Below are 906 nucleotides of genomic sequence, written 5' to 3' on the forward strand. Positions count from 1 at the left end.
AGCATCGAGGACCTGTCCGAGTTCCTCGGCGTACCGGTGCCGACCCTGTACAAGTGGCGTACGACTGGGTATGGCCCGAAAGGCGTTCGCATCGGTCGATACGTTCGCTACCAACAGGAAGTCGTGTACGGCTGGCTCAAGTCGCTCGACGGGGCTGCGTAGTCATGGCTAGAGAGCCGCTCCCCATCGGGACCTGGGGACAGATCCGAACGCACGAGGTGATCGACTCCAAGGGCCGCAAGGCACACCGTGCGATTGCCAACTTTCGGGATTTCAATGGTGAGATCGTTCGTGTCGAAAGGCGCGGTAGGACCAAGGGTGCTGCAACATCCAAGCTGCAGAACGCCCTGCGAGAGCGTGCCAAGATGGGCAAGGCTGGTACGTGGACGCCGAACCACCGCTTCAACGAGGTCGCCGACGCGTGGGTCCAAGAGATCGATGAACTCGTGCAGGACGGATCTCGATCACCGCGGACTGTGCAAAGCTACAAGTCCGTGTTGAAGAAGCATGTTCGTCCGGCGCTCGGAGAACTGCGGCTCGCTGAGGTGACCACCGCTCGCGTGGACACGTTCATCCACAAGGTCAAGGCGAAATCCGGGGTCCCGACCGCCAAGCTCTGCAGGAGCGTCACGTCCGGCGTGATGGGCTTGGCTGTTCGAAGCGGACCGCTTGATGCCAACCCCGTACGTGAGATTCGGCGGATCGAGAGTTCACGTAGGAAGAAGCTCGCACGATCCCTAACCGTTGAACAAGTCGAGTTGTGGCTGAAGTCCGTCTCGGAGAACGAGCGCGCTGTGAAGTCGGACATTCCCGACTTGAGCCTGTTCATGCTCAGTACCGGCGTTCGGATCGGCGAAGCTCTGGCGCTCATCTGGGCCGACGTAGACCTGTCGGCTGGCGTGGTCG

At 60.9% G+C, this 906-nt stretch carries 2 protein-coding genes; both read left to right on the plus strand.

The window, feature by feature from the left end; translation table 11 throughout:
• Positions 1-12: 12 nt before the first annotated feature.
• Positions 13-162, plus strand: a complete 150-nt coding sequence (locus ABD211_RS33045) for a helix-turn-helix transcriptional regulator (protein ID WP_344140453.1) — start codon at positions 13-15, stop codon at positions 160-162.
• Between the two features lie 56 nt (positions 163-218).
• On the plus strand, positions 219-906 hold a 688-nt coding region (locus ABD211_RS33050; RefSeq protein WP_425560586.1), incomplete at its 3' end, for a tyrosine-type recombinase/integrase.

This window comes from Luedemannella flava, from assembly GCF_039528515.1.
GTDB classification, from domain to species: Bacteria; Actinomycetota; Actinomycetes; order Mycobacteriales; family Micromonosporaceae; genus Luedemannella; species Luedemannella flava.